The sequence below is a fragment of the Tsukamurella sp. DT100 genome, from assembly GCF_049844855.1.
In the GTDB taxonomy this organism is placed as follows: Bacteria; Actinomycetota; Actinomycetes; order Mycobacteriales; family Mycobacteriaceae; genus Tsukamurella.
Map to the genome: position 1 here is coordinate 401,100 of NZ_JBNCLV010000003.1, position 19,841 is coordinate 420,940.

Sequence of the window (19,841 nt, forward strand, 5' to 3'; positions counted from 1 at the left end):
CAAGCGTTTGCGCAAACCCTTGCGCGGGTTTCAGCTGCGGGTATAGCGTCGCAACCACTCGCCAGTCGTGTGATTCACAACACAGTTGAATGGAGCCCTCATGTCGAATCGGAAGAGCCTGCGCATCGCGGCGGTGTGCTGCGCCCTCACGGTCAGCCTCACCTCGGTGGCCGCCTGCAACCGCGACGGCGGTTCGTCGGGCGACGTCAAGGTCGGCCTGATCACCAAGACCGATACGAACCCGTTCTTCGTGAAGATCCGCGAGGCCGCCAAGAAGCAGGCCGAGGCCAAGGGTGCGAGCCTGGTCGCGCTCGCCGGCAAGTTCGACGGGGACAACGAGGGCCAGGTCGCCGCGATCGAGAACCTCGTCAGCCAGGGCGTCAAGGGCATCCTCATCACCCCGAACTCGTCGACGGGCATCCTCGCGGCGATCAAGAAGGCCCGCGACGCGGGCGTCGTCGTCATCGCCCTCGACACCGCGACCGACCCCGAGAGCGCCGTGGACGCCACCTTCGCCACCGACAACAACGAGGCCGGCCGCTTGCAGGGCGCGTGGGTCAAGGGCGCGCTCGCGGGTAAGCCGGCGAAGCTGCTCATGCTCGACGGCACCCCGGGCAGCACCGTCTCCGAGTTCCGTCACCAGGGCTTCCTGCAGGGCATCGGGTTGGCGGAGAACGCGCCCGAGGTGGCGGGCAAGGAGACCACCAACGGCGACCAGACCAAGGCGCAGACGGCGATGGAGAACCTGCTGCAGCGCGTCCCGGACGCCAACGCGCTCTACACGATCAACGAGCCCGCGGCGGCCGGCGGTTACGAGGCGGCGAAGAAGGCGGGCAAGGCGGCGCAGCTGGCGATCGGCTCGATCGATGGCAGCTGCACGGGCGTCGACAACGTGAAGAAGGGCGTCATCGGCGCCACCGTGCTGCAGTTCCCGGCGAAGATGGCCGAGCAGGGCGTGGACGCCGTGGTCGCCTTCGCGAAGGACGGCACCAAGCCGACCGGCTTCACCAACACGGGATCCCAACTGGTGACCGACAAGCCGGTCGCCGGCGTCGAATCGAAGGACACCGCGTGGGGCGCGGAGAACTGCTGGGGGCAGGCGTGAGCCTGGCCCGGCCGTCTCTGGCGGGCGTCCTGCGGGAACCCCTCGCAGGGCCGCTCGCCGCCCTCGTCGTCGCCTGCGTGGTCTTCTTCATCCTCACCCCGCAGTTCGCGACGGGCTACAACATCTCGCTGATCCTGCAGCAGTCCATGGTGATCGGGATCCTCGCCGTCGCGCAGTCGCTCATCATCCTGACCGCCGGCATCGACCTGTCGATCGGCGCGACGTGCGTGCTCGGCACCGTCGTCCTGGCGAAGGTGGCGGGCACCGACCCGGTCCTGGCGATGGTGGCCGCCCTCGGCGTCTGCCTCCTGATCGGCGCGGTCAACGGGGCGCTCGTGACCCTGCTCAAGCTGCCGCCGTTCATCGTCACGCTCGGCATGTTCACCATCGTGGCGGCGGCGACCCAGCTGTACGCGGGCTCGCAGACCTACCGCGTGGCCGACGGCCCGCTCACCTTCCTGGGCAAGGGCTTCGACGTCGCGGGCTTCCCGCTCACCCTGGGCCTGCTCGTGCTCCTGGTGGTGTACGCCGCCGCCTGGTACGTGCTCAACCGCACCGCCACGGGGCGGCACGTCTACGCGGTGGGCGGCAACCCCGTCTCCGCGTCGCTCGCCGGCATCAAGACCTCCAAGACGGTCTTCGGCGTCTACCTGGTGTCCGGCCTCATCGCCGCGATCGCGGCGTGGGCGGCGCTCGGCCGCATTCCCACGGCGGACCCGAACGCCTTCCAGACGGCCAATCTCGACACCATCACGGCGGTCGTGATCGGCGGCACCAGCCTGTTCGGCGGCCGCGGCTCGGTGCTGGGCACGCTGGTCGGCGCGCTCATCGTCGGCGTGCTGCGCAACGGGCTCACGCTGGTGGGGATCGACAACCTGTACCAGAACATCGCGACCGGCGTCCTCGTCATCGCCGCCGTCACGCTGGACCAGATCTCGCGCAGGAGGCAGCAGTGACCACCGCCGATCGCACGCCGGTGCTGCAGGCCCGCGGCCTGGTGAAGAACTACGGGCAGGTCCGGGCCATCGCGGGCGCGGACTTCGAGCTGCGGGCGGGCGAGGTGCTGGCCGTGATCGGCGACAACGGCGCCGGCAAGTCCAGCCTCATCAAGGCCCTGTCGGGGGCGCTCGTCCCGAGCGAGGGCGAGATCCTGCTCGACGGTGCGCCGGTCCACTTCCGCAGCACTCTGGACGCCCGCAACGCCGGCATCGAGACCGTGTACCAGGACCTCGCCGTGATCCCCGCGCTGGACATCGCCGCGAACGTCTACCTGGGGCGGGAGATCCGTAAGCCGGGCGTCTTCGGCTCGGTGTTCCGCCAGCTCGACCGGCGGGCCATGCGGGACGCCGCGGCCGGGTACCTCGCGGACCTGCAGATCGGCATCACGTCACCGACGCAGGCCGTGGAGACCCTCTCCGGCGGGCAGCGTCAGGGCGTCGCGGTGGTGCGGGCGGCCGCCTTCGGCACGAAGGTGATCATCATGGACGAGCCCACCGCCGCCCTCGGCGTCCGCGAGTCGGGCCAGGTCATCGACCTCATCCGGCAGATCCGCGATCGGGGCACGCCGGTGATCCTGATCAGCCACGACATGCCGCACGTCTTCGAGGTGGCCGACCGCATCCACGTGCACCGCCTCGGCCGCCGCGCCGCCGTCGTGGATCCGAAGCAGCGCAGCATGTCCGAGGTGGTGGCGCTGATGACGGGCGCGCTGGCGCCGACCGACGAGGAGGCGGCCGGTGGGCCGTAGCGGGCCCCGGGGCCTCTTCGTGGGGCTCGCCACCGTCGACGTCATCTCCCGCGTCGACGAATCGCCGCCCCGCAACGGGAAGGTCACCGCGGTCCGGCAGGACGTCTCCGGGGGCGGCCCCGCCCTGAACGCCGCGGCGGTCTTCGCCGCCCTCGGCGGGCGAGCCGTGCTCGCCGCGCCGGTCGGCGACACCGCCCTCGGCCGCCTCGTGTGCGAGGACCTCTACGCGTGCGGGGTCGAGCTCCTCGACCTCGCCCCACCGGGTTTCGCGCCGCCCGTCTCGTCGGTCACGGTCCACGCCCCGTCGGGCGACCGGCAGGTGGTCTCCTTCGACGGTTCCTGGTACCCCGACGCCGTGCCGCCGATCCACGCCGAGGGCTTCGACGTGGTGCTGCTCGACGGGCACGGCCCCGCCGCCGCGCGGTCCGCGATGCGCAGCGCCGTCGCCGCGGCCGGCGACGATCCTCGACGCCGGCCGCTGGCGCCCCGTCTTCGCCGACCTGCTGCCGCTCGCCGCACACGCCGTCTGCTCCGCGGACTTCGTTCTGCCCGGGGACGTCCCGACGCCGCCCGTCCTCGCCGTGACCGACGGTGCCGGGCCGATCCGGTACCGCGACCACGGGGTCGACGGCACCGTCGACGTCCCGGCGGTGCCGGTGGTCGATACGCTCGGGGCGGGCGACGCGCTGCACGGCGCGTACGCCTACGCGATCGCACGGGGTGAGGTGGTCGCCGACGCACTGCGCTTCGCGGCGGCTCACGCCTCCGCGAAGTGCCGCTATCCGGGGGTGAGGGCGTGGCTGAAGACGCTGTGACGGTCGAGCTGCTCGCTCGCGCACGGGAACTGATCGCGCGCCCGGGCCGCGCGCTGCTCGGCGTCGCCGGGGCGCCCGCGTCCGGCAAGTCGACGCTGGCGGAGCGGCTGGTGGACGCGCTCGGCGACGACGCGGTGCTGGTCCCCATGGACGGCTTCCACCTCGACGACGCCGTGCTGCGCCGGCACGGCAGCTGGGGGCGCAAGGGCGCGATCGACACCTTCGACGACGCGGGCTTCGCCGAACTGCTGCACCGCCTGCGCGCGGCCGACGGCACCGTCTACGCCCCGCGGTTCGATCGCGGCCTCGAGGCGTCGATCGGCGGCGCCATCGAGGTGGCGCCGGACGTTCCACTCGTGGTGACCGAGGGGAACTACCTGCTCGCCGAGACCGGCGCCTGGCCCCGCGCTCGCGCCGCGCTCGACGAGGTGTGGTTCCTGCGGATCGACCCCGCCCTGCGCCGGGAGCGCCTCATCGCGCGGCACATGCGATTCGGTCGTGGGCCCGAGGAGGCGCGCGCCCGCGCCGACGGCACCGACGAGACCAACGCCCGGCTCATCGAGGGCACGGCGCGGCGCGCGGACCGCATCGTCGCCGGGGCGTAGCGGCGGGCTCAGCCCTCCATGCCGGTCTCGCGGAGGGTGAGGTTGATCCGACCCGTTTCCAGGCCGCAGCCGGGCGGCGCCGTCCCGGGCTGGACGGCGGTCACGCCGTGGAAGGCCAGCCGGGACGGGCCGCCGAAGACCACGAGATCGCCGGATTCGAGCGTCACGTCCGCGTAGGGGCGGTTCCGGTTCTCCGTGTTGCCGAGCCGGAAGGTGCAGCTGTCGCCGATCGACAGGGAGACCACCGGCGCGCGGGAGATCTCGTCCTTGTCCTGGTGCATGCCCATGCGGGCCTGTTCGTCGTAGAAGTTCACCAGCGCGGTGTCGGGCGTGTACCGCTCGACCTCGTCGGCGTCGTGCCCCGTGTCGGCGAGCGCGCTCCGGCCGGCCCGCACCAGCCAGTCCGGGAAGGGCAGCACGCGAGCGCCGTTCACGTCCGTCGCGTCCCGCGAGTAGCGGTAGGGCTGCCAGTGCCAGCCCAGGCACACCGTGCGCACCGACATCGGGTGCCCGCGCACCGTCGCCGCGCGGATCGGCACCGGCCCGGTCGCCCACTCCCGGAACCGGCGGACGATCCATTCCTGCTGCGCGAGGTCGAGCCAGCCGCGGATCAGGTACGCGCCCGGCGCGAGGTCGACTACGGCTCGGTCGGGCGGGAACAACATGTCGGAGCCCATGTCATGCCGCGTCGTGGAAGACCAGGGCCAGCGTGTGCCGCTCGCCCGAGCGGACCGTCGAGACGCCGTGCCGCACGGGCGCCGCGGACCAGCCCCGCGCGGAGCGGACCGGGCGATCGCGGGTGGTGAACACGAAGCCGTGCCCGCGCGGCAGCGTGAAGGACGTGCCGCGGGACTGCGCGCGGGGCCGCTGCTCGAGCAGGAGGAACTCGCCGCCCTCGTGGTCCACACCGGGATCGTTGAGCGCGATCACCACCTGCAGTGGGAAGACCAGGTCGCCGTACAGATCCCGGTGCAGCGCGTTCCAGTCGCCCGCGCCGTACTTGAGCAGGATCGCCGTCGACTTCCGCTGGCCCGCCTCGTGGCACATCGCGAGCCACTCGTCGAGGTCGTCGGGCCACGGCGCCTCGCGGCCCAGCCGCTCCCACCATCGTCGCGCGATCGGCAGCAGGTACGGATACAGCGCGTGCTTGAGCTCCTCGATCGGCTCCGGATACGGCCGGGCGAAGTAGCGGTACTCCCCGGCGCCGAACCGGTACCGCTCCATGTCGATCGTGCTGCGGAACAACTGGTCCCGCCCGTACAGCTCCCGCAGTTCGACGGTGCGCTCGTCGGACAGGAGGCGGGGCAGGAGCGCCCCGCCCACCGCGTCGAGCTCGGCGGAGACGGCGCCCCAGTCGGCGGAGTCGAGCCCCGGGGCGGCGCTCACGCGGCCGACTCCAGCTCCAGCAGGGCGGCTTTCGCCTCCACGCCGCCGACGTACTGCCCGATGCCGCCGTCGGACTTCACGACGCGGTGGCACGGGACCACCACGGGCAGGGGGTTCGTGGCGCAGGCGGTGCCGACGGCGCGGACCGCCGCCGGGCTGCCGACGAGCTCGGCCACCTGCTTGTAGCTCAGCGTCGTCCCGTAGTCGATGTCGGGCAGCCGGCTCTGCACCAGCTGCCGGAAGCCGTGCGAGAGGGCGTGATCGAGCGGCAGGTCGAACGCGGTCCGCCGGCCGGCGAAGTATTCGTCGAGCTCGCGGGCCGTCGCGTCGAGCCGTCGTGGCGCACGCAGCACCCGCGGGCTCACCTTCTGCGCCAGCGTCTCCAGGACGGCGTCGTGGTCCTCGCGGGCGTAGGCGACCCGGACCAGGCCGCGCTCGGTCGCCGCGAGCAGCAGACCGCCGACGGGGGAGTCGACGACGGTGTAGGCGATGTCGAGCAGGCCGTCCGCCTCGGCGCTCGCCGCGAGGCGGGCGCGGAGCCGGGCGAGGGCGTCGGTATCGGCCGGCGCCGAGAGGGTGTCGGTGATCTTCTCGCTCATGAGAGTTCCTCCCTGGTGCGAGTGGTTCGGAGTTTCTTGAGGCCGTCGGCGGCCGCGCGGCGCGCGGCGTCGACGGTGCCGCCGAGGATCTCGGCGATCTCGGCGTAGGGCAGGTCCGCCGCGTAGCGGTACGCGACGGCCTGCCGCTGCTTGTCCGGCAGGGCCGTGACGGCGACCCAGAGGTCACCGTCGGGCGGGGCGGAGACGACGGGGCGCTCCGGGACGGTGTCGACGGGGACGGCGCGCCGCTGCGCCGCCCGGACCTGGTCGATGGCCTTGCGGTGCGCGATGGTCACGAGCCAGGCCTCGACGTTGGCCGATTCTGGCAGCTCCGGGTAGGCGCGTAGCGCGGAGAGGAAGGTCTCCGACCACGCGTCCTCGGCGTCGTGCGGGCCGAGGATCGCGCGGCAGACGCGCAGCACGGTACCTGCGTGCTCGTCGACGACGCGCTCGAACGGTGGTTTCACGCCGCCCCCGGGGTGTGGGCCCCCATGCCGGGGAGCCAGGGCTCGCCGTCGGCGGCGGCCTCGAGGTCGAGCAGGACCCGCTTGCGGCGCAGGCCGCCCGCGTACCCCGTCAGCGTGCCGTTCGACCCGAGCACGCGGTGGCACGGGATCAGGACGCACAGCGGGTTCGCGCCGACGGCCTGCCCCACGCCCCACGCCGACGTGACGAAGTCGAGCCGCTCCGCGAGGGCGCCGTACGTCGTCGTGGTGCCGTACGGGATCTCCCGCAGCGCCGCCCAGACTGCCTGCTGGATCTCGTCGCCCGCGGCGGCGAGCGGCAGGTCGAAGGCGCGACGCTCCCCGGCGAGGTAGGCGCGGATCTCGTGCGCCGCCTCGTCGAGGAGGACGTCCGAGGCGACCCGCTCCCCGAACGACGATTCCGCCGGCCGGCGGATGTGGTGGCGGAAGTACACGCCGGTCACGGCGCGGCCCTCGGCGACGAGCGTCAGCTCGCCGAGGGTGGTCTCCGCCACGATGTGCCTGGTGCTCATGATCTCTCCTCGTCTCGATCCTGCCCTGTAGACGCCGCGGGCGGGCGGAACGTGAGATCCGGATCTCCAGGAGATTCGAGGGGCTACCCGGTGTAGCCGGGGCGGGCGAGCAGCTCCCGCAGTCCGGCGTCGATGAAGGCCGTGTCGACCGGGTTGGCGCCGCCGCCCGCGAAGTGGCCCCACACGCCGGGGATCACCCGCACCTCGCCGTGCTCGATGAACTGCGAGGCCCACGCCTCGTCCTCCGGCGGGAAGTACAGGTCCTTCTCCGCGGGCATCGCCAGGAGGGGGCACTTGATCGAGCGCAGCGCGGCCTCGTGGTCGCCGTCGAACCCGGGGGTGTTGCCGACGTTCCCGGCGTGCCACGTGCCGATCATCGCGATCAGGTTGTTGGGGTCGCGGCCGTCGCGGAAGAACTGCTCCCAGAAGCCGTAGAGGAAGTCGTGGAGTGAGGTGAAGCCCAGCTCGCGCCACGTCTCGTTCCAGTAGAAGGCCTGGGAGAAGCCCCATCCGGAGTAGATCCGGGCGAAGGCGCGCAGGCCCTTGATCGGCGGGCGCGCGGGCTCGTAGTCGCCGTCGGCCCACGCCGCGTCGGCCCGGAGCGCCTCGCGCAGGGACTCGAGGAACACCTGGTTGTGCGGTGCGGTGCGGCTGGAACCGCAGAACGGGGCCGCGCGCTGCACCATCTCGGGGTGGCTCACCGCCCACTGATAGGTCTGGCCCGCGCCCATCGACCAGCCGGTGACCAACGCGATCGTCGAGATGCCCCACTTCTCGGTGAGCAGGCGGTGCTGCGCCTCGACCTGGTCGTAGAAGGTGACGAGCGGGAAGCGGGCGTGGTCGTACGGCGAGGCGGCGTTCGACGGGGAGGTCGAGAGGCCGTTGCCCAGCATGTTGGGAATGACGATGAAGTACTCGTCCGGGTTCAGGGTCTTGTCGGTGCCCACGAGCCACTCGTTGTCGGTGTGCCAGCCCGAGTACCAGGTGGGGTAGACGATCACGTTCGACTTGTCGGCGTTGAGCGTGCCGAAGGTCTTGTACGCGAGGCGGGCGCCGCGCAGGGTGTGGCCGGACTGCAGCGTGACGTCGCCGAGCTCGAAGTACTCGGCGTCGGAGGGAGCGGGCACGGTGGGACTCCTCGGATAGCGGGTTCGCGACGTAGTACCGAATCGGTACTGATCCCCGACGCTACCCGTCCGATTTCCGCCGGGTAGCGGAAAACGGAAAGGGCGCGCACCCGGAATCCGGATGCGCGCCCCTCACCTGTCCGGCCTACTTGGCGACGGTGATGTCCTGGTTGTAGACGCCGTTCGACTCGGGCGAGACCTGGATGTCGCCGTTGCCCACGGAGGACAGCGCGCGCAGCGTCCAGGTGCCCGGCGCCGCGAAGAAGCGGTAGTCGCCGGTGCCCGAGGCCACGACCTCGGCGGTGAACTCGCCGGTGCCGTCGAGCAGGCGCACGAACGCGCCGGCGACGGGGTTACCGGCACCGTCGAGGACCTGACCGGTCAGGACGGTCTCCTTCTCGACGTCGACGCCTGCGGGCAGGACCTGGCCCTGCTTCGGTGCTCCACACATGATGGTCTTCCTTACTTCTCGATCGGGGCGCCCACGAGGGAGCCGTACTCGACCCACGAGCCGTCGTAGTTCTTGACGTTCTTCTTGCCGAGGAGCTCCTGCAGCACGAACCACGTGTGCGAGCTGCGCTCGCCGATGCGGCAGTACGCGATGGTCTCCTTGGACTCGTCGAAGCCCTTCTCCGCGTACAGCGTCGCGAGGTCGTCGTCCGACTTGAAGGTGCCGTCCTCGTTCGCGGTGGTCGACCACGGGATGTTGATGGCGCCGGGGACGTGGCCGCGCTGCTGCGCCTGCTCCTGCGGGAGGTGGGCCGGCGCGGAGATCTTGCCGGTGAACTCGTCGGGCGAACGCACGTCGACGAGGTTCTTCTTGCCGATCGAGTCGATCACCTCGTCGCGGAAGGCGCGCAGCGACAGGTCGACGGGCTTGGCCTGGTAGGTCGTGGCCGGGCGCGACACCGCGTCGGTCGACAGCGGGCGGGCGTCGAGCTCCCACTTCTTGCGGCCACCGTCGAGCAGCTTCACGTCCTGGTGGCCGTAGAGCTTGAAGTACCAGTAGGCGTAGGCCGCGAACCAGTTGTTGTTGCCGCCGTAGAGCACCACGGTGTCGTCATTGCCGATACCGCGCTCGGAGAGCAGCTTGGAGAAGCCCTCCTGGTCGAGGAAGTCGCGTCGGATCGGATCCTGCAGGTCCTTGCGCCAGTCGAGGCGGACGGCGCCCTGGATGTGGTTGTCGTCGTAGATCGACGTGTCCTCGTCGACCTCGACGAAGACGACACCCGGGGTGTCGAGGTTCTGCTCAGCCCAGTCTGCGGAGACCAGGACGTCGGAGCGTGCCATAAGGGAGCCCTTTCATCGGGGAGAGTTCTTCAGGGTGCGCGGATGCGCTGGGAGGGCATGAGGATGCACCGGGAGAATCGGGCACCCGGCCCGGAGAGAGGCGGGACTAGCCCAGACAGCGACAACCGGCCATACGGCACAGATCGACCGCCAGACGGCGGGTGAGCAGCAGCTCACAGCGGTTGCGCATGAGACCGAGGATACCCAACCCGCGAGGTTCCGTCACGGGAGGGGCACGGGACCCTCGGTGCGCGGAGGGTCAGGCCAGGGGGCGGTAGAAGGCGCCGGGGGTGACGGTGACCCCGTCGGCCTCGCCGAGCAGCACGACGTCGGCGTTCTCCGCCCGCGCGCCGGTGGGCGCGACGCCGAAGGGCAGGGCCATCCGCGGCAGCACCCGGGTGAAGGCTGCCAGGACCGTCCGGTCCTCGCCCGGCAGCAGGTCGGCCTTCGCGTGATCCTCGGGGCCCGAGTAGATCCCGGTGGCGCGCACGGAGATCGCGTCGCCCGCGTTGGTGAAGTCCGCGGCGACCGAGATCAGGACGGTGCGCTTCGGCTCGGCCGGGGTGGGCAGGGGGACGGTGCCGGTGAGGACGATGCCCTTCGACGCCTTCACGTAGCCGTCGGCGGGGCTGCCCGCGCCGGCGCGCTTCGGCGCGGGCGTGTGCACCTGCAGGTCGACGATGTCCATGTACCGGCCCACCGTCTTCTGGTCCAGCCGCACCCGCGCCTCCACATGCCCCGCGGCGATCGGGGTGTCCGGCGCGAACACGGGCAGCAGGCCGCCGGGGATCCGGACGTCGGCCATCTCGGCCTCGAGCCGGGCGTTGCGGTCGTGCACCTTCGCCGGCACGGCGATCGTCAACTTCGGGTGCGCCCCGCCCGAGGTCAGGTACGGGAAGCCGCCGATCGTCACCTCGGGGTCGTCGGAGAGCCCCGCGGCGGCGCGCAGCTCGCGCGACAGGCGGTACTCGGCGGTCGCCGCGGAGCCGAGCTCGGCGAGCAGTACGACTGTGACGAGCGTCGCAACGGCGATCAGAACCCGCCTGATCCACGCCCGTCCCTGCGCCTGTGTCACGCCACGTCCCTCTCGTTCACCGTCACACCGTCACGCACGGCGTCTTGACCACCGCTATTCTGACATTCGTTGTTTTCTCGTCGACCGCCGCGCAGTGAGGAGGGCAAGTGGATCTGATCCTGCTCACGTCCGACCGGGAGCCGGACACGGTGCTGCCGTCGCTCTCGCTCCTGCCGCACACGGTGCGCACGCTGCCCGCCGACGTCTCGTCGCTGCTGGAGGTCGGACCGGCGGAGGTCGCCCTCGTCGACGCCCGCACCGATCTGGTGACGGCGCGCGGCCTGTGCCGGCTGCTCGGTAGCACGGGCGCGGGCCGGATGGCCGTGGTCGCGGTGCTCACCGAGGGCGGGCTCGTCGCCGCCAGCGCCGACTGGGGTCTCGACGACTTCCTCCTGCCCACGATCGGACCCGCCGAGATCGACGCCCGGCTGCGGCTCGTCGTCGCGCGGCGCGACGCCGGCGGCGAGGACGAGGTGGCCGACAAGGTCACGCTCGGCGAGCTCGTCATCGACGAGGGCACCTACACCGCCCGCCTGCGCGGCAAGCCGCTCGACCTCACCTACAAGGAGTTCGAGCTGCTCAAGTTCCTCGCGCAGAACGTGGGCCGCGTCTTCACCCGCGCCCAGCTGCTGCAGGAGGTGTGGGGCTACGACTTCTTCGGCGGCACCCGCACCGTCGACGTGCACGTCCGGCGCCTGCGCGCCAAGCTCGGCGCCGAGCACGAGGGCATGATCGGCACGGTCCGTAACGTGGGCTACAAGGCGGTGCGGCCCGTGCGCGGCAAGGGCGAGCGTCCCGTCGAGGACATGGAACCGACGGACGAGGATCTCGAGGAGATGTAGATGGTCGACGTGGTGCGCGGTCCGATCGCCGATGCGGAGGCGGTGCTCGGGATCGCCGGCGCCGCGGAGGCCGCCGACGGCATCGGCCCGCTCTCGGAGCAGTTCCGCCTGGGTATCGCGGGCGACGGCCCGCACGTGCTCGCGCGGGGCGCGGACGGCGCACCGTCGGGCTACGCCGGCGTCGTCGTCCCGCCCGCCGGCGGGCCCGGCGCGGCGGAGGCGGTCGTCGCACCGTCGGAGCGCCGACGGGGCCTGGGGCGCGCCCTGGTGACCGAAGCTCTCGACCTCGTGGGCGAGGGCGGCACCGTCTGGGCGCACGGCGACCTCCCCGGCGCCCGCGCGCTCGCCGCGGAGCTCGGCCTGACCGCCGTGCGCACCCTGCTGAACCTGCGGCGACCGCTCGCCGGGCTGGAGCCGGCACCGTCGGCCCCCGCCGGCGTGACCGTGCGGACCTACGCCGGGCCGGCCGACGACGCCGCGATCCTCGCGGTGAACAACGCCGCGTTCTCCTGGCACCCCGAGCAGGGCGGCTGGACCGGTGAGCAGATCGACGAGCGGACCGGCGCCGACTGGTTCGACCCGGCGGGCCTGTTCCTGGCCGTCGACGAGCAGGACCGCCTACTGGGCTTCCACTGGACGAAGGTCGCCGATCCCGCCGCGGGCCTCGGCGAGGTCTACATCGTCGCGGTCGCGCCCGCCGGGCAGGGGAAGGGCTTCGGGAACCTGCTGACCGCCGCCGGCCTGCACTACCTCGCAGGTCGCGGCCTCGCGGAGGTGGAGCTGTACGTGGAGGGTGACAACACCGCGGCGCTGCGCACCTACACCCGGCTGGGTTTTGAGGAACGCGAAAGACACGTGGCGTACGCGCTACGGTAATCCACTCGACCGGGCGAGTTTCCCCGCCGTTCACCCGGGACACCCGATTCGGACACCCGGCCTCCCTATGTTGCTGGGAGACACCCGCAGTGCCGGGGTGATCAGTCCTGACTCGACCCGGAGGAATCTCGGTGAACTTCAAGCGTGGATCCGTATCGGCCCTGGCCATGGTGGCCGCCCTGTCCCTGACCCTGTCCGCGTGCGGCGGCGAGGAGTCGAGCGACGCCGCGGGCAGCTCGTCCGCCGGCGGCTCCGGCGTGCAGTGCGACGGCAAGCTGCAGCTCAAGGGCAGCGGCTCGACGGCGCAGGCCAACGCCATGACCGTCTTCAAGAACACCTTCGCCCAGGACTGCGACGGCGCGAACGTCGACTACAGCGGTAACGGCTCGGGCCAGGGCATCACCGAGTTCACCTCGGGCCTGACCAACTTCGGCGGCTCCGACTCGCCGCTCAACGCCGACCAGGCGAAGAAGGCCGAGGAGAAGTGCGGCGCGCCCGCCCTGAACCTCCCGCTCGTCTTCGGCCCGATCGCCGTCGCCTACAAGCTGCCCGGCGACGTCGCCGTGAACCTCTCGGCCCCGACCCTCGCGAAGATCTTCAGCGGCGTCGTCACCAAGTGGAACGCCCCCGAGATCGCCGACGAGAACAAGGGCACCGCGCTGCCCGACCTGCCGATCACCGTCGTCTTCCGCTCCGACGAGTCGGGCACCACCGAGAACTTCCAGAAGTACCTCGGCTCGGCCGCGCCGGCCGAGTGGTCCGCCGACAAGAAGGGCAAGGCCTTCAAGGGCGGCACCGGCCAGGGCGCGAGCGGCAACGCCGCCGTCGCCGCGACCGTGAACAAGGCCGAGGGCACCATCACCTACGCCGAGTGGAGCTTCGCCAAGGCGCAGAAGCTGCAGGTCGCGAACATCATCACCTCGGCCGGCCCCGAGGCCGTGAAGCTCTCGAGCGAGTCGGTCGCCAAGACCATCGAGTCGGCCAAGTTCAAGACCCCGGGCAGCAAGGACCTGGTCATCGACACCGAGGGCTTCTACAAGCCGTCGGCGGCCGGCGCCTACCCGATCGTGCTCGCGACCTACGAGATCGTGTGCTCGAAGTACGCGGACGCCGAGGTCGGCAAGGGCCTGAAGACCTTCCTCAAGGTCGCCGCCAGCAAGCCGGCGCAGGACCAGCTCGCGGGCCAGGGCTACGCCCCGATCCCCGAGTCCTTCCGCACCACGCTCACCGAGTCGATCGACTCGATCCAGTAGGACACTGCTGAACCACCGGGCGTCGTGCGGGCGGCCAGGCACAATGGCTCTCGCACGACGTCCGGCTCAGCCGGAAGGACGATTTTCGCGTGGCCGAACAACGGGGAAACATGGCGACTGAGGATTCGACGGACCGCGACGCCGACGGCGCCGTAGCGGCCACCGACGGGGCTCCCACCCGCACCACCTTCGCCGGCGGTCACGACCGCATGGAGAAGATCTTCAAGTGGGCCGCGTACGCCTCGGGCGTGCTGCTCGTGGTCGTGATCGCGTTGATCTTCCTGCAACTGGTGGTCCAGGCGGTCCCGGCGCTCACCAAGAACAACGCCAACTTCCTCACCAGCTCCGAGTGGCAGACGAACCCGTCCAACATGCGGTTCGGCATCCTCGAGCTGCTCAAGATCACGGTCCTCTCCTCGGTCATGGCCCTGATCCTCGCCGTGCCGGTGGCCGTGGGCATCGCGACCTTCCTCGTGCAGTACGTGCCGCAGCGGCTCTCACGGCCGCTCAGCGCCGTGATCGACCTGCTGGCTGCGGTCCCGTCGATCATCTACGGCCTGTGGGGCATCTTCGTGCTGGCGCCCTTCCTGGTGCCGCTCCAGAAGTGGCTCAACGAGAACCTCGGCTGGTTCTTCCTGTTCAAGACCGGCAACGTCGAGCTGTCCCTCGGCTCGACGGTGTTCACCGCAGGCATCGTGCTCGCGATCATGATCCTGCCGATCATCACGTCGATCACGCGCGAGTCGCTGCGGCAGACCCCCGTCGCGCACCAGGAGGCCGCGCTGGCCCTGGGCGCCACCAAGTGGGAGGTCATCCGCCTCACGGTGTTCCCGTACGGCCGGTCCGGCATCGTCGCGGGTTCCATGCTGGCCCTCGGCCGCGCCCTGGGCGAGACCATCGCGGTGCTCATCATCCTGTTCGCCGCCACCAAGACCTCCATCTGGTCGCTGTTCGACAGCGGCTACACCTTCGCTTCGAAGATCGCTTCCGCCGCCGCTGAGTTCGACAACGTCGATCAGCGGGGCGCCTACATCGCCGCCGGCCTCGTGCTGTTCGTGCTCACCTTCGTGGTGAACGCGGTCGCCCGCTGGATCGGCGGGGGACGGGTGAACGGATGACCGCCACCGAGCTCGACGACGTCGCCAAGAGCGGCACCGTCTTCCACCGCACGTCGACGGCGCGCCGGATCAAGAACAACGCCGCCGCGATCATCTTCGGCGCGTGCTTCCTGCTGGCCCTCGCGCCGCTGATCTCGCTGCTGTACATGGTGATCGCCAACGGCGTCCCGGCGATCATCCATCCCGAGTGGTGGACCAAGTCGATGGTCCGCGTGGCCCCCGACTCCTACGCCGGCGGCATCCGCCACGCCCTCTACGGCACGCTCGTGCAGGCCGGCATCGCCGCGCTGTTCTCCGTGCCGATCGGCGTGATGGTCGGCATCTTCCTCGTCGAGTACGCCGAGGGCACCCGCCTGGGCAGGGTCACCACCTTCATGGTCGACGTGCTCGCCGGCATCCCGTCGATCGTGGCCACGCTGTTCATCTTCGGCATCTGGATCACCACGTTCGGCATGCCCCAGTCCGCCTTCGCGGTGAGCCTCGCGTTGATCCTGCTCATGGTGCCGGTCGTCGTGCGCTCCACCGAGGAGATGCTCAAACTCGTGCCGAACGAGCTGCGCGAGGCCTCCTACGCGCTGGGCGTGCCCAAGTGGAAGACCATCGTGCGGATCGTGCTGCCGACCGCCGCGTCCGGCATGGTGTCCGGCGTCTTCCTCGCCATCGCCCGCGTCGTCGGCGAGACCGCGCCCGTGCTGCTGCTCGTGGGCATCAGCGACCGGATGAACTACGACCTGTTCAACGGCAACATGTCGTCGCTGCCGCTGTTCATCTACGACCAGTACCGCAACAACCCCGGCGCCGTCGGCGAGTACCGGGCGTGGGGCGCCGCCCTCACCCTGGTGATCCTCGTGGGCATCGCGAGCGGCCTGGCCGCCCTCATGTCCCGGCTGCTCGCCCCCAAGACGAAGTAACAAGGAGAACCGACATGGCGAAGCGCCTGGACATCAAGGACCTGAACATCTACTACGGCGCGTTCCACGCGGTGCAGGACGTCTCGCTGACGGTGCCGCCGAACTCGGTGACGGCGTTCATCGGACCGTCCGGCTGCGGCAAGTCGACGGTGCTCCGGTCGATCAACCGCATGCACGAGGTGACCCCGGGCGCGCGCGTCGACGGGCACATCACGCTCGACGGCACCGACATCTACGGCACCGGCGTGGACCCGGTGGGCGTGCGCAAGACCATCGGCATGGTCTTCCAGCGGCCCAACCCGTTCCCCACCATGTCGATCCGCGACAACGTGGTGGCCGGCCTCAAGCTGCAGGGCATCCGCAGCAAGGCGAAGCTCGACGAGGTCGCCGAGCAGTCGCTGCGCGGCGCGAACCTCTGGGGCGAGGTCAAGGACCGCCTGAACAAGCCGGGCGGCGGCCTGTCCGGCGGCCAGCAGCAGCGCCTGTGCATCGCCCGGGCGATCGCCGTCAGCCCCGACGTGCTGCTCATGGACGAGCCGTGCTCGGCGCTCGACCCGATCTCGACCCTCGCCATCGAGGACCTGATCGGCGAGCTCAAGCAGAAGTACACGATCGTCATCGTCACCCACAACATGCAGCAGGCCGCGCGCGTCTCCGATCAGACCGCCTTCTTCAACCTCGAGGCCACCGGCAAGCCGGGTCAGCTCGTCGAGATCAACCCGACCGAGAAGATGTTCTCCAACCCGGACGAGCGGGCCACTGAGGACTACATCTCGGGCCGGTTCGGCTGACGGGTCACACCGACACGGCGTCGTCGGATATCGGCCGTATCCTATGGGGATGACATCGCAGCCCCGGACCGGCGACCGGTACAGCACCGTGCTGCCCGGCGACCGCGTGGTGGCCCGCGCGCGCGAGCGGTTCCTGTTCGTGGACGCGCCGGCCGTCGGCGGGCCCGCCGCGGTCGCGGAACTGCGCGCGGCGCTCGAGGTCGACGGTGACGTCGCCCCCGTCCTGAGCGCCATCACCGGCCCGGCCTTCGCCGTCGTCGAGCTGAGGAACGGCACGGCGCGGGCGATGCTGCGCGGCATCGCGGGGGCGGACGTCGAGCTCGCGATCACCGTCGCGATCTTCCCGTCCGCCGCGGCGGCGACGCCCGGTCACGTGCTGCACGCCGGCGGCGACTTCGCGGAGCGCGTCGCGCCCCTGGCCCCGGGCTCGGTGGTCACGGTCACCGTCGGGCCGCCGCCCCCGCCCGCCCCGGTGTGCGTGCCCGGCGCGCTCCACTTCGACGACGGTGCCGTGCCCGGCGCAGGCGTCGTGATCTGGTCGGACGAGTCCGTGCAGCCCGAGGCGGAGGGCGAGATCGCGACGGACGTCTTCCCCGCCGACGCGCCCACCAACGAGGAGCCGACCGGGGTGAGCCCGCTCTTCGCGGCCACCGACTACGAGGTGGACGTCGGCGACGTGAGCGCTGCCGTGGCGGCCGGGCCCACGGTCGAGGGCCGGCGCTGCGCCTTCGGGCACCTCAACGCGCCCGTCGCCGCGTACTGCACCCGCTGCGGCGCCCTCGTCGATCGGCGGGCCCCGCTCGAGAGCGGCCCGCGGCCGCCGCTGGGGCTGCTCGTCGCCGACGACGGCACCGCCTTCGTCGTGGAGAACGACATGGTGATCGGGCGCGACCCCGCAGCGTTCGTCGCGCAGCGCGCCGGTCGTTCGCTCGACGGTTCCGGGCGGCTCGCGCCCGTCGTCCTGCCGGACCGCAGCGGCGCACTGTCGCGCGCCCACCTGGAGATCCGCATCGACGGCTGGCAGGTGCTCGCCGTCGACGTGGGCTCGGCGAACGGCACGTGGGTGCGGCCGCCGGGCGCGGCGCAGCCCCTGCGTCTCCCGCCGGGCCAGCCCGTGCCGCTCGGCGTGGGCTCCGACATCCACCTCGGGGGCAGGATCCTGCAGCTGCAGGACGGCGTGGGTTCCTGAGCGCGGGCCCGGCCTGAGCCCGGACAGCGGAACGGCCGCCCCGGAGGGCGGCCGTGCGTGCGCGTGCTACTTCGAGATGTCGGCGGTGGGCTCGGGGCTGCCGGTGGCCTGGAAGATCACGCGGCGGCCGATCTCCACGGCGTGGTCGGCGAAGCGCTCGTAGTAGCGGCCCAGCAGCGTCACGTCGACGGCGGCGGCGACGCCGTGCTTCCACTCGCGGTCCATGAGCACCGTGAACAGGTGGCGGTGCAGGTCGTCCATCGCGTCGTCCTGCTCCTCGATCTCCGCGGCCTGCTTCGGGTCCTGGGTCACCAGGACCTCGCGGGCGGAGTTCGCGAGCTCGACCGCGAGGCGGCCCATCTCGGCGAAGTAGCCGTTGACCTCCTCGGGGAGGGTCTTGTTCGGGAAGCGGCGGCGGGTCACCTTGGCGACGTGCAGGGCGAGCGCGCCCATCCGGTCGACGTCGGCCACGATCTGGAAGCCGGAGACCACGACGCGCAGGTCGCTGGCGACGGGCGCCTGCAGCGCGAGGAGGGAGAAGGCCTCCTCCTCGGCGCGGCGGCTCAGCCGCACGATCTCGTCGTGCTCGGTGATGACCTCTTCGGCGAGGGCGAGGTCGGCCTGGAGCAGCGAGTTGGTGGCCTTCTCCATGGCGATGCCCGACTTGTCGCAGATGTCGCCGAGGATGTCGTTGAAAGCAGCCATCTGCTGGATGTACGCGTTACGCATGTGCGCAGTATATCGGCCTTTTCATACACGACCGCAGCGTTGGATGAACGCCGGGTGAACGACGGTTAACCGCCGCTCGTCTCCACCTCGGCGCCCGGCATCGCCGCGGCGTCCGACTCCCACGGATCGTCCAGCCAGCCCTCGGGGAGGACCACCTTGCCGGGCGTGCCCTGCCGACCGCGGGGACCCTCGGCGTCCTTGGGGAAGGGCACGTCCTGGGGCAGCGTGTCCAGCAGTGCGCGCAGGTCGGCGAGGGTCTTGACCGTGGCGAGCCGCGTGCGCAGTTCGCCGCCGGCGGGGAAGCCGCGCAGGTACCAGGCGACGTGCTTGCGGATCTCCCGCATGCCCTTGTCCTCGCCGTGGTGCGCGGCCAGCAGCTCGCCGTGCCGGTACATGATGTCGGTGACCTCGCCCAGGTGCGGCGGGACCGGCATCGGGGTGCCGTTGATCGCGGCGGAGAGCTCGGAGAACAGCCACGGCCGGCCCAGGCAGCCGCGGCCCACGACGACGCCGTCGCAGCCGGTGCGCTCCATCATGGTCACGGCGTCCTCCGCCGCGAAGATGTCGCCGTTGCCCAGCACCGGGATGGTGTCGCCGAAGTGGTGGTGCACGTGCTCCTTGAGCCGCGTGATCTCGTCCCAGTCGGCCTGGCCCGAGTAGCGCTGCGCGGCGGTGCGGGCGTGCAGCGCGACGGCGACCGCGCCCTGCTCGGCGGCGATCCGGCCGGCATCGAGGTGGGTGTGGTGCTCGTCGTCGATGCCGATGCGGAACTTCACCGTCACCGGGATCTCGGGGGAGCCCGCGGGGGAGCCGTCGGCGATACCGCGCACCGCGGAGTCGACGATGCTCGCGAACAGGTTCCGCTTGTAGGGCAACGCGGAGCCGCCGCCGCGGCGGGTGACCTTGGGGACGGGGCAGCCGAAGTTCATGTCGAGGTGATCGGCCAGGCCCTCCTCGGCGATCATCCGGGCGGCCTCGTAGGTCCACTTCGCGTCGACGGTGTACAGCTGCAGGCTGCGCGGGTCCTCGTCGGGGGCGAACGTGGTCATGTGCATCGTCACCGGATGCCGCTCCGCGAGGGCGCGGGCCGTGACCATCTCGCACACGTACAGCCCCGCGACGGTGCCGGTGCGCGCGCGCTCCAGCTCCCGGCACAGGCTGCGGAAGGCGACGTTGGTGACGCCGGCCATCGGTGCGAGCACGACGGGGGAGTCGAGCTCGAACCGCCCGATGCGCAGCTTGGGCTGCGTCGTGGTGGCTGTGGTCATCAGTGCTCTCCCGTGGTCGTTCATTCCATGATCGCTGGCGGCGGCCGGTTCCGGCAAACCGCGGCGGCCTCGAACGAGAAGAAACCCGCCGGGCCTCGGCGAGGCGCGACGGGTTCCG

The 19,841-nt window shown here is 71.3% G+C and carries 23 protein-coding genes and 1 pseudogene; 13 read left to right on the forward strand and 11 right to left on the reverse strand.

Annotation, left to right across the window (positions count from 1 at the left end; translation table 11 throughout):
* Positions 1-100: 100 nt before the first annotated feature.
* The 6 genes and pseudogenes from ACLQ3K_RS09070 to ACLQ3K_RS09095 all read left to right on the forward strand — a co-directional run bounded on the left by ACLQ3K_RS09070 (position 101) and on the right by ACLQ3K_RS09095 (position 4,272).
* Entirely contained in the window at positions 101-1,105 is a 1,005-nt protein-coding gene (locus ACLQ3K_RS09070; protein WP_425998687.1) for a substrate-binding domain-containing protein, read from the forward strand.
* A complete protein-coding gene (locus ACLQ3K_RS09075) occupies positions 1,102-2,061 on the forward strand; it encodes an ABC transporter permease (protein WP_425998689.1) in 960 nt (319 codons plus the stop codon). Before ACLQ3K_RS09070 ends, ACLQ3K_RS09075 begins: the two co-directional genes overlap by 4 nt.
* Positions 2,058-2,852 carry an ATP-binding cassette domain-containing protein gene (locus tag ACLQ3K_RS09080; RefSeq protein WP_425998691.1) on the forward strand — a complete coding sequence of 265 codons (795 nt, stop codon included), beginning with the start codon at positions 2,058-2,060 and terminating at the stop codon, positions 2,850-2,852. Before ACLQ3K_RS09075 ends, ACLQ3K_RS09080 begins: the two co-directional genes overlap by 4 nt.
* 19 nt (positions 2,853-2,871) lie before the next feature.
* Positions 2,872-3,084 (forward strand): annotated as a pseudogene (locus ACLQ3K_RS09085) (PfkB family carbohydrate kinase); the annotation flags it as partial.
* 349 nt (positions 3,085-3,433) lie between these two features.
* Entirely contained in the window at positions 3,434-3,667 is a 234-nt protein-coding gene (locus tag ACLQ3K_RS09090) for a PfkB family carbohydrate kinase (protein ID WP_425998693.1), read from the forward strand.
* Positions 3,649-4,272: a nucleoside/nucleotide kinase family protein gene (locus tag ACLQ3K_RS09095; RefSeq protein ID WP_425998695.1), complete on the forward strand. Its 624-nt coding sequence runs from the start codon at positions 3,649-3,651 to the stop codon at positions 4,270-4,272. The genes ACLQ3K_RS09090 and ACLQ3K_RS09095 overlap by 19 nt, the downstream gene beginning before the upstream one ends.
* 8 nt (positions 4,273-4,280) lie before the next feature.
* Here the strand turns inward: ACLQ3K_RS09095 and ACLQ3K_RS09100 are convergent, their stop codons facing one another.
* The 9 genes from ACLQ3K_RS09100 to ACLQ3K_RS09140 all read right to left on the reverse strand — a co-directional run bounded on the left by ACLQ3K_RS09100 (position 4,281) and on the right by ACLQ3K_RS09140 (position 10,746).
* Positions 4,281-4,949 (reverse strand): alpha-ketoglutarate-dependent dioxygenase AlkB family protein, encoded by a 669-nt coding sequence (locus ACLQ3K_RS09100; protein WP_425998697.1) that lies wholly within the window; start codon positions 4,947-4,949, stop codon positions 4,281-4,283.
* Position 4,950: 1 nt separating this feature from the next.
* A complete protein-coding gene (locus ACLQ3K_RS09105; protein ID WP_425998699.1) occupies positions 4,951-5,658 on the reverse strand; it encodes a 2OG-Fe(II) oxygenase in 708 nt (235 codons plus the stop codon).
* Positions 5,655-6,257: a methylated-DNA--[protein]-cysteine S-methyltransferase gene (locus tag ACLQ3K_RS09110; RefSeq protein ID WP_425998701.1), complete on the reverse strand. Its 603-nt coding sequence runs from the start codon at positions 6,255-6,257 to the stop codon at positions 5,655-5,657. The genes ACLQ3K_RS09105 and ACLQ3K_RS09110 overlap by 4 nt, the downstream gene beginning before the upstream one ends.
* On the reverse strand, positions 6,254-6,724 hold the full coding sequence (locus ACLQ3K_RS09115; RefSeq protein WP_425998703.1) for an RNA polymerase sigma factor: 471 nt from the start codon (positions 6,722-6,724) through the stop codon (positions 6,254-6,256). Before ACLQ3K_RS09115 ends, ACLQ3K_RS09110 begins: the two co-directional genes overlap by 4 nt.
* Complete coding sequence (locus ACLQ3K_RS09120) at positions 6,721-7,254, reverse strand: methylated-DNA--[protein]-cysteine S-methyltransferase (protein ID WP_425998705.1); 534 nt, start codon at positions 7,252-7,254, stop codon at positions 6,721-6,723. The genes ACLQ3K_RS09115 and ACLQ3K_RS09120 overlap by 4 nt, the downstream gene beginning before the upstream one ends.
* An 83-nt stretch (positions 7,255-7,337) precedes the next feature.
* On the reverse strand, positions 7,338-8,381 hold the full coding sequence (locus ACLQ3K_RS09125; protein ID WP_425998707.1) for an alpha/beta fold hydrolase: 1,044 nt from the start codon (positions 8,379-8,381) through the stop codon (positions 7,338-7,340).
* 145 nt (positions 8,382-8,526) lie between these two features.
* A complete protein-coding gene (locus ACLQ3K_RS09130) occupies positions 8,527-8,832 on the reverse strand; it encodes a DUF1416 domain-containing protein (protein ID WP_068522737.1) in 306 nt (101 codons plus the stop codon).
* A gap of 11 nt (positions 8,833-8,843) precedes the next feature.
* Positions 8,844-9,671: a sulfurtransferase gene (locus ACLQ3K_RS09135; protein ID WP_425998709.1), complete on the reverse strand. Its 828-nt coding sequence runs from the start codon at positions 9,669-9,671 to the stop codon at positions 8,844-8,846.
* 259 nt (positions 9,672-9,930) lie between these two features.
* Complete coding sequence (locus ACLQ3K_RS09140) at positions 9,931-10,746, reverse strand: LmeA family phospholipid-binding protein (RefSeq protein ID WP_425998711.1); 816 nt, start codon at positions 10,744-10,746, stop codon at positions 9,931-9,933.
* 107 nt (positions 10,747-10,853) lie between these two features.
* Here ACLQ3K_RS09140 and ACLQ3K_RS09145 point away from each other — a divergent pair, with 107 nt between their 5' ends.
* From ACLQ3K_RS09145 to ACLQ3K_RS09175, 7 genes are all read left to right on the forward strand, one after another.
* A complete protein-coding gene (locus tag ACLQ3K_RS09145) occupies positions 10,854-11,588 on the forward strand; it encodes a winged helix-turn-helix domain-containing protein (RefSeq protein WP_259144045.1) in 735 nt (244 codons plus the stop codon).
* Complete coding sequence (mshD, locus tag ACLQ3K_RS09150; RefSeq protein ID WP_425998714.1) at positions 11,589-12,464, forward strand: mycothiol synthase; 876 nt, start codon at positions 11,589-11,591, stop codon at positions 12,462-12,464. It begins immediately after the preceding gene.
* A gap of 167 nt (positions 12,465-12,631) precedes the next feature.
* On the forward strand, positions 12,632-13,717 hold the full coding sequence (pstS, locus tag ACLQ3K_RS09155) for a phosphate ABC transporter substrate-binding protein PstS (protein ID WP_425998989.1): 1,086 nt from the start codon (positions 12,632-12,634) through the stop codon (positions 13,715-13,717).
* Between the two features lie 110 nt (positions 13,718-13,827).
* Positions 13,828-14,835, forward strand: a complete 1,008-nt coding sequence (gene pstC, locus ACLQ3K_RS09160; RefSeq protein ID WP_425998716.1) for a phosphate ABC transporter permease subunit PstC — start codon at positions 13,828-13,830, stop codon at positions 14,833-14,835.
* Positions 14,832-15,746 carry a phosphate ABC transporter permease PstA gene (pstA, locus tag ACLQ3K_RS09165; RefSeq protein ID WP_224649339.1) on the forward strand — a complete coding sequence of 305 codons (915 nt, stop codon included), beginning with the start codon at positions 14,832-14,834 and terminating at the stop codon, positions 15,744-15,746. Before pstC ends, pstA begins: the two co-directional genes overlap by 4 nt.
* Before the next feature lie 14 nt (positions 15,747-15,760).
* Positions 15,761-16,537, forward strand: coding sequence for a phosphate ABC transporter ATP-binding protein PstB (gene pstB, locus ACLQ3K_RS09170; protein WP_425998718.1), 777 nt, complete (start codon positions 15,761-15,763; stop codon positions 16,535-16,537).
* 49 nt (positions 16,538-16,586) lie between these two features.
* Positions 16,587-17,726, forward strand: coding sequence for an FHA domain-containing protein (locus ACLQ3K_RS09175; RefSeq protein ID WP_224649344.1), 1,140 nt, complete (start codon positions 16,587-16,589; stop codon positions 17,724-17,726).
* A gap of 66 nt (positions 17,727-17,792) precedes the next feature.
* Here ACLQ3K_RS09175 and phoU read toward each other — a convergent pair whose 3' ends face one another.
* Together phoU and dusB are read right to left on the reverse strand one after the other, a co-directional pair.
* Entirely contained in the window at positions 17,793-18,455 is a 663-nt protein-coding gene (gene phoU / locus ACLQ3K_RS09180; RefSeq protein ID WP_212553810.1) for a phosphate signaling complex protein PhoU, read from the reverse strand.
* 65 nt (positions 18,456-18,520) lie between these two features.
* Positions 18,521-19,723 (reverse strand): tRNA dihydrouridine synthase DusB, encoded by a 1,203-nt coding sequence (gene dusB, locus ACLQ3K_RS09185; protein ID WP_425998721.1) that lies wholly within the window; start codon positions 19,721-19,723, stop codon positions 18,521-18,523.
* Positions 19,724-19,841: the final 118 nt, after the last annotated feature.